The following is a 6,647-nucleotide window of genomic DNA, read 5'->3' as shown; positions in this document are numbered from 1 at the left end:
GGTTGCGAAGCGGGCGTTAGAATTTGGGTTTTTCCAAAGCTTTCGCACGGGCCGCCTACATATATTTTTCTAAAACGCGCGGAATTTCGATGCTGCCGTCCTTGCGCTGGTAGTTTTCCATCACCGCGATCAGCGTGCGGCCGACCGCGAGCGAGGAGCCGTTTAGCGTGTGAACGAGGCTGTTTTTCTTGCCGTCTTTGAAGCGGATCTTGGCTCTGCGCGCCTGAAAATCGCGACAGTTGCTGATCGAGCTGATCTCTCTGTATTGGTTCTGCCCCGGCAGCCAAACCTCCAAATCCACGGTCTTTGCGGCGCTAAAGCCAAGATCGCCGCTGCAAAGCAGCATGTGTCTGTGCGGAAGGCCAAGGCTAGCTAGCAGATCGCTCGCGCATGAAATCATCTCCTCAAGCATCTTTGCGCTATCCTCTGGGCGCGTGATGGCGACGAGCTCGACCTTTTCGAACTGATGCTGGCGGATCATACCGCGCGTATCGCGCCCCGCCGAGCCCGCTTCCTTGCGAAAGCAGTGGCTGTAGCTGGTGAGCTTGATCGGCAGCTCCTCGCTGCGTAAAATTTCATCGTTAAAGAGATTTGTCGCCGTAACCTCGCTCGTAGGGATGAGGTAGAGGTTTTGCTCCTCGTCGTCAACGCGGTAGAGATCGTCTTTAAATTTGGGCAGCTGACCCGTGCCGTAGAGGATCTGATCGCGCACTAAAAACGGCATATTTACGAGCTCGAAGCCGCGCGAGTTATTAAATTCGATCATGTAATTGATGAGAGCCATATTCAGTTTTGCGCCAAGACCTCGGATCGCGGTGAAGCGGCTGCCGCTGAGTTTGACGCCGCGCTCGAAATCAAGCCATCCCAGCGCCTCGCCGAGATCGAAGTGCTGCTTGGGCGCGAAGTCGAACGTGCGCGGCTGCAGGACCTTTTTGATACAGACGTTTTCGTTCTCGTCCGCACCGATTGGCACGTCGTCGTCGATGATATTCGGCACGCACGCGGCGATCGCCTCTAAGCTCTGCTCGCGCTCATTTACGAGCTCGCTTAGGCTTTGGATCTTTTGCTTGTTTTCCTCAAGCTGCGATTTTAGCGCGCCTACGTCCTTGCCCTCGCGTGCGGCGAGGCCGAGCTCCTTACTCTTTGCATTTTGCACGGCTTGAAGGTTCTCTAACTCCGTCTTTTTAGATTTTAGCTCGTTGTAGGCATCCAGTAGCGATTGCAGAGTTTGCGGCGGGACTTTTTTGGCGATGAGTTTTTTATTAAATTCGTCGAAATTCGTCTCGATAAGTTTTAAATTTATCATTTTCTGCCTCTTTTTGGTAATTTAAATTGCGACATTTTAACTAAAGTTTGCTTTAAATACTCAAAATAAACCCACATTTAAGCAATACGGATGAAAAAAAGTGATACAATTCCGTAATATTTTATTATGAAAGGTATTACATGAAAGCAAAATTTGCTTTTTTGGGAATTTTTGCGGCAAGCCTTGTGTTTGCGCATTTTGGCGTTCTTACGACGGATAAAAATATCGTAGAGGATCAAAAAAATGCTACTTTAAAGCTAAATTTGGAGTTCTCCCATCCGTTTTTACAGGAGTCTATGAATCTACAAAAGCCCGCAGAATTCGGCGTTTTTATTGACGGCGAGAAAAAATCGCTCCTAGGCAGCCTAAAAGAGCAGAAAAAGGGCGAAAATTCCTATTTTGCGGCGGAATTTAAAGCTGACAAGCCATCGCTTTTGGCGTTTTATTTCGATCCGAAACCCTATGCCGAGCCGGCTGAGCGCAAGATGATCCGCCATATCACCAAAACCTACGTCGATGCTTACGGCGCGGGCGAAGGCTGGGATAAGCCGCTCGGGCTAGAGGCGGAGATCGTGCCGCTAGTGCGGCCTTATGCGCTGTATGCGGGAGAGATATTTAGCGGAGTTTTTTTACTGCACGGAAGGCCCGTCCCAGGCGCGGACGTGGAGATCGAGCTATATAACGATAAAGGCTACAAAGCCCCTAGCGAGGCGCATGTCACGCAGGTCGTTAAAACCAACGGCGCGGGCGAGTTTAGCTTCGTGATACCGGTTGCCGGCTGGTGGGGCTTTGCGGCTCTTAGCGAGGAGGAAGCCGCCAAAGGAAGCGAGCAGCCCGTAAATGAGCTGGGCGCCGTGCTTTGGATCAAGGCGGACGAGCTGAAAAAATAGGGGAGCAGCTCGGTGAGATCTCTTTTTTTGGGCGAAATTTGCGTCGCTGCGGATAAATTTAAATTTGCGTTTGAGCGGAGTTTTGAAATTTTATTTTCGTACGTTTTGCTTGACAGTGTAAAATTTCCAGCGAATTCTGCAGTTAAAATTTTAAATGGTAAAATTCCGCCAAGTAAAATTTTAAGTAACGTAGCTCTGCTGCGTAAAATTTTGCTCGGTAGAAATCCGCTCTTAGGAGCTTCGAGCCGTAAAATTTCATATCCGTGGATTTATGAGCGCAAAATATCGGCGCGCAAAATTTCGTTTTTTGAAATTTTGCAAACCCTGCCTTTTAAAATTTTACAGGCTCTGTTTTACTGCGCGAGCGTCGCACCGAGATCGCTCGGAGCCTCAAATTTTACGTTGCAAAATCCGCTCGCTGCTCCCGCAAATACGGAAATTAAAATTTATTGCGCCATGCGAGCCGTAAAATTTATCAAATTTGCCGGTTCCGCAAGCGGTTCCGAGACCGCTCCGAGTTTTACGCTAGCGGTTGCCGCAAATAGGACGCAAGCCGCGAGTTTTACAGCCGAAAATTCTGTCGCGATTAAAGCCGTAAAAACAAGTTCTATAGCAATCAAAGTGATTATCGCAAAGGTCGCAAATGCCTTAAATTTAGCTACTTCGCGCGTTTTTGCGCGTCTAAAAAGCGGGAGCGATTTAAAGGAGGCGAGCCGTGCACATTAGCGAAGGAGTTTTGAGCGCGCCCGTGCTGCTTGCCGGCTGGGCGGTTACGGCGCCTGCGGTAGCGGCGATTTTATGGCGCGTAAGGCAGTCTGAGATCCCTAGGATCGCATGTTTTAGCGCGCTGTTTTTCGTCGCCTCTTTCGTGCACCTGCCCGTGGGCGTCAGCTCCATGCACCTGATGCTAAGCGGGCTCGTGGGCGCGTTTTTGGGCTCGCGCGCGATCTTGGCGATTTTCGTTGCGCTGTTTTTGCAAGGGGTGTTTTTTGGCTTCGGAGGGCTTAGCGTGCTCGGCGTAAATACCGCAGTCATCGGCTTTCCAGCGGTTTTGGGCGGGCTCTTTGCCGCCGCCTCAAAAGCGCAAGAGCTAAAAGCGCGCACGCAAAAAATTTATCTATTTTTGGCGGGTTTCGTGCCGATCGTCTGCTCGATGCTGCTTCTTGATCTCGTGCTTTTCATCAGCGGGCGGGAGTTTTTTGCTATCGCGACGCTTATCTCGCTCGAAGGTGCGATCCTGGCTGTTTTGGAGGGAATCATCACCCTTTTTGCGCTTAGCTTTATTGCGAAATTTTACGGCGGACAAAGGCGATGAGAGCGCTATTTTTCTTGACGGTTTTGAGCTCTTTTGCATTTTCGCACGCGCTTCATCTTTTCGCGACGCAAGAGGGCGATAGAGTGGCGATTTATAGCTATTTTTATAAAAATTCTCCCTGCATGGAGTGCGAAGTTTTAATCAGTGCGGACGGGCGCGAAATTGTGCGCACTAGGACCGATAAAGAGGGACTTGCGAGCATAAAGATCCCAGCTAAAAATTTTACTATTAAAATTTACGGAGGTGCAGGGCACGGCGCGCAGATGGAATTTAGCGCCGAGAACTTTGCGCCGCAGAATTCCGGTGATCCTGAAAATTCCACGCCGCAAAATTTGAACGCCGCTAAAAATATCGCGCCGAAAGGCAGTACGCCTGAAAATAAAATTTCAAATGCTTCCAAGCCTTTGGAAAATTCCGCCTCGCAAAGCATCTTGCTAAAAGAAAACCCTAAGAGCGATATTAGGAGCATGGCATTTCAAAGCCAGTCCGCCGAGGCGCCTAAAATCGCGCTTTGTTTGGCCTTGATTTTTGGCTTTTTTGGCTTAATGTGGCTAGCGAAAAGAGCGCGCAAATGAGCCCTGCCGTATCGCTGCTTGCGTTTTTTATCTTCAGCTTCGGCGTCGGACTTAGCGGGCAGCTTTATGCGGCGTTTTTTGCCCCGCCGATGCTTCTTTTTGCGCTTAAAATTTCGATTGCGCGCGCGGTCTGCACAAGGCTTGCGGTATTAAATATCTTTGCGATTTTAAGCGCGTTAAGCCCCGCCATAGTCGGCAACTACGAGCTTGCGGGCGTGATATTTTTGCGCGCTAATTTGATAATGGCGTTTGCGATTTTGCTATTTTACGGCAAGGACGAATATTTTTTCGCACGCGGATTTTACGGGCTCGGGCTCGGCGAAAAGCTAAGCTCTTTGGTGTATTGCTGCGGGCGATTCGTAAATTTTTTACGCTCGGATCTAGCGAGGCTGCAAGCTCTTTTGCGGATGCGCGGATTTGTAGGGACGAGCGGAATTTTCACCTATAAAATTTATGCGAATTTGATCGGGATTTTAGCGATTTCGGCGCTTGAGCAAGCAAGAAATTTAAGCCTGGTGATGAGCGCGCGAGGATTTTGCGGTAGGCTATTTTACGAACGTCGCGAAGGCTTGAGGGTCTCGGAGGCCTCGTTTTTGGCGTTCGTGCTGGCGTGCGTATCTGTTAAAATCGGAGCTATCTTATGAGCTGCTCGCTTAAGGCGCTGGATTTAAGCGCTAAAAACGGCGAGCGAGAAATTTTTCGCGGCGTAAATTTGAGCGTAGGGCACAAGGAAAAAGTGGCGATCTTGGGCGCGAACGGGCAGGGCAAGACGAGCCTGCTTCAAATTTTAGGCGGTCTAAGGCAATGGGGCGAGGGCGAGATTGGGCTTTTCGGCGAGAAGCTTGATTGTGTGGAGGATTTTGTAAAATTTCGCCACGAGATCGGGTTTTTGTTTCAAAACAGCGACGATCAATTTTTGTGCGCGAGCGTGTTTGAGGACGTCGCTTTTAGCCTGCGTGCACAAAATGAGCGGCTAAAACGAGCACAAAATGCGGAGAAAAGACGTGGAATTTTTTCTAAATTTTTTGGTCGTAAGACGCAAATTTTAAGGCAGGGCAGCGAAAACGACCATCTAAAAAAGCTTGAAATTTTAAGCGAAGAGCAGATCGAGCGTAAGGTGCTGGAGACGCTGCGGCGCTTGGGAATCGAGCATCTACGCGAGCGGGTGCCCTTTCATCTAAGCGGCGGCGAGAAAAAGCTGGTGGCGCTTGCGGGCGCGCTGGTGTGCGAGCCTAGGATACTACTACTGGACGAGCCTACGACGGCGCTTGATGAGGCGATGCAGGAGCGCGTGGCGGGGATTTTGGCGGGGCTTGACGTAAGCGAAATCATCGTCTCGCACGATAAAAGCTTCATCGATAAAATCGCGGATAAAATCTATTATTTGAAATCGGATGGGCTGTATGAAAGCCCATGATAAAATCATAGATAAATTTATCGTTTAAAATAAGGGGCTTGTATAAGTCCATAATGGCGACCCTTGCGGGATTTGAACCACGCGTTTTCGCACTGAGAATGCAACGTCCTGAGCCACTAGACGAAAAGGTCAAGAAGCCGCATTATAGCGACAAAAACAAAATTTTAGATAAAATACTAAATGTGGTGTCTTAATATGACTATGAATTTTTTGGAATTTTAAAAAAACGACACAGTGCTTATTGAACTACGTTATTTAGATTAAAATTTAAAGGTGCGATGGATGTAATTTTAATTTTAGTCAATCGCACTTATTTTCGAGATAAATTTAGGATGTAAGATTTATAATCTATCTGAATTTATATACAAGGTGAAGCCTAGCCTATCTTTTCCATCGCTTTGTTTTTAAATGCTACGGGATTGGTGATATACGGGAAGCTAACCGCCGTGCCGCCGGTACCTCGCACTACTACGGTACCGCAGCCGAAAATTCGCCCAAGGACGCCTTGCGCCACAGATAGGCTCTCGATTTTCTCGTATTTCAGCTCTACGGTGTCGCGACTGACAAAGCCTGCTTTACCGATTATACGCTGATTTGTAATGGCAAGCTCGTTTGTTTTAAAAACAATCAATCCTTTAAGCAACGCCAGTATAAAAACTCCAAATAATATGACGAAAATTTCGTAATCGCCTTTGCTAAATATAAGCAACGCAATGATTAAAAAAACGATAGCGGGAATGAAAACTGCCCAGTGAATTTTAGCTTTCGCAACTATCTCTTCGCCTTTTAGAAGGTTAGACTCTATGTAACCCATGAAATATCCTTTAAAAGAAATTAGGATTTGAATTATACCCCCCCATTAATCTCGGCTTAAATTTCATACAGTGAGTCGTGTAATGGCGCGGATTGGACGATCGGAATTTGAGCATAAATTTAGATTAAATTTTACTTTGTCGGCTGCGAAATTCGGTGCAAAATTTATAGCTAAATTCTACGAACGAGGCTTTTAAAATTTTAAATTTAGCGGCGCGAAACTACCCCGCTCACGGCCTGGCGATCGCTCTATGCCGCATAAATTTTATCAAAGCCCCCGAGGCTTAGTAAAGCTCACGTGATGGATAAATTTTATAGTTGCGCAATACAT

General features: G+C 47.8%; 8 protein-coding genes and 1 tRNA gene. 6 read left to right on the top strand and 3 right to left on the bottom strand.

Going from position 1 to position 6,647, the window contains the following annotated elements; all coding sequences use genetic code 11:
• Nucleotides 1-55: 55 nt before the first annotated feature.
• Nucleotides 56-1,306: a serine--tRNA ligase gene (serS, locus tag Q0256_RS10365; RefSeq protein WP_297962771.1), complete on the bottom strand. Its 1,251-nt coding sequence runs from the start codon at nucleotides 1,304-1,306 to the stop codon at nucleotides 56-58.
• Nucleotides 1,307-1,446: 140 nt separating this feature from the next.
• Here serS and Q0256_RS10360 point away from each other — a divergent pair, with 140 nt between their 5' ends.
• The 6 genes from Q0256_RS10360 to Q0256_RS10335 are packed head-to-tail and all read left to right on the top strand — an operon-like array spanning nucleotide 1,447 to nucleotide 5,503.
• Nucleotides 1,447-2,196 (top strand): DUF4198 domain-containing protein, encoded by a 750-nt coding sequence (locus tag Q0256_RS10360; protein ID WP_297962769.1) that lies wholly within the window; start codon nucleotides 1,447-1,449, stop codon nucleotides 2,194-2,196.
• A gap of 12 nt (nucleotides 2,197-2,208) precedes the next feature.
• Complete coding sequence (locus tag Q0256_RS10355) at nucleotides 2,209-2,922, top strand: hypothetical protein (RefSeq protein WP_297962767.1); 714 nt, start codon at nucleotides 2,209-2,211, stop codon at nucleotides 2,920-2,922.
• Complete coding sequence (gene cbiM / locus Q0256_RS10350) at nucleotides 2,912-3,511, top strand: cobalt transporter CbiM (protein WP_297882115.1); 600 nt, start codon at nucleotides 2,912-2,914, stop codon at nucleotides 3,509-3,511. The genes Q0256_RS10355 and cbiM overlap by 11 nt, the downstream gene beginning before the upstream one ends.
• Complete coding sequence (locus tag Q0256_RS10345; RefSeq protein WP_297962765.1) at nucleotides 3,508-4,086, top strand: hypothetical protein; 579 nt, start codon at nucleotides 3,508-3,510, stop codon at nucleotides 4,084-4,086. The genes cbiM and Q0256_RS10345 overlap by 4 nt, the downstream gene beginning before the upstream one ends.
• Complete coding sequence (locus Q0256_RS10340; RefSeq protein ID WP_297962763.1) at nucleotides 4,083-4,730, top strand: energy-coupling factor transporter transmembrane component T; 648 nt, start codon at nucleotides 4,083-4,085, stop codon at nucleotides 4,728-4,730. The genes Q0256_RS10345 and Q0256_RS10340 overlap by 4 nt, the downstream gene beginning before the upstream one ends.
• A complete protein-coding gene (locus tag Q0256_RS10335) occupies nucleotides 4,727-5,503 on the top strand; it encodes an energy-coupling factor ABC transporter ATP-binding protein (RefSeq protein ID WP_297962761.1) in 777 nt (258 codons plus the stop codon). Before Q0256_RS10340 ends, Q0256_RS10335 begins: the two co-directional genes overlap by 4 nt.
• Before the next feature lie 54 nt (nucleotides 5,504-5,557).
• Here Q0256_RS10335 and Q0256_RS10330 read toward each other — a convergent pair.
• Together Q0256_RS10330 and Q0256_RS10325 are read right to left on the bottom strand one after the other, a co-directional pair.
• Nucleotides 5,558-5,634: transfer RNA gene (locus Q0256_RS10330), tRNA-Glu, on the bottom strand.
• Nucleotides 5,635-5,879: 245 nt separating this feature from the next.
• Nucleotides 5,880-6,317, bottom strand: coding sequence for a PH domain-containing protein (locus Q0256_RS10325; RefSeq protein WP_297916904.1), 438 nt, complete (start codon nucleotides 6,315-6,317; stop codon nucleotides 5,880-5,882).
• Nucleotides 6,318-6,647: the final 330 nt, after the last annotated feature.

Source organism: uncultured Campylobacter sp. (genome assembly GCF_937949835.1).
GTDB lineage: Bacteria > Campylobacterota > Campylobacteria > Campylobacterales > Campylobacteraceae > Campylobacter_B.
Note: the sequence above shows the minus strand (reverse complement) of the source record. Positions and strands in the feature narration are given on the sequence as shown.

Bases quoted from the DNA above. Each gene is read 5' to 3' on its own strand.
- Q0256_RS10340 (WP_297962763.1), top strand. From the start codon at position 4,083: ATGAGCCCTGCCGTATCGCTGCTTGCGTTTTTTATCTTCAGCTTCGGC.
- serS (WP_297962771.1), bottom strand. From the start codon at position 1,306: ATGATAAATTTAAAACTTATCGAGACGAATTTCGACGAATTTAATAAA.
- Q0256_RS10325 (WP_297916904.1), bottom strand. From the start codon at position 6,317: ATGGGTTACATAGAGTCTAACCTTCTAAAAGGCGAAGAGATAGTTGCG.
- Q0256_RS10345 (WP_297962765.1), top strand. From the start codon at position 3,508: ATGAGAGCGCTATTTTTCTTGACGGTTTTGAGCTCTTTTGCATTTTCG.
- Q0256_RS10360 (WP_297962769.1), top strand. From the start codon at position 1,447: ATGAAAGCAAAATTTGCTTTTTTGGGAATTTTTGCGGCAAGCCTTGTG.
- Q0256_RS10335 (WP_297962761.1), top strand. From the start codon at position 4,727: ATGAGCTGCTCGCTTAAGGCGCTGGATTTAAGCGCTAAAAACGGCGAG.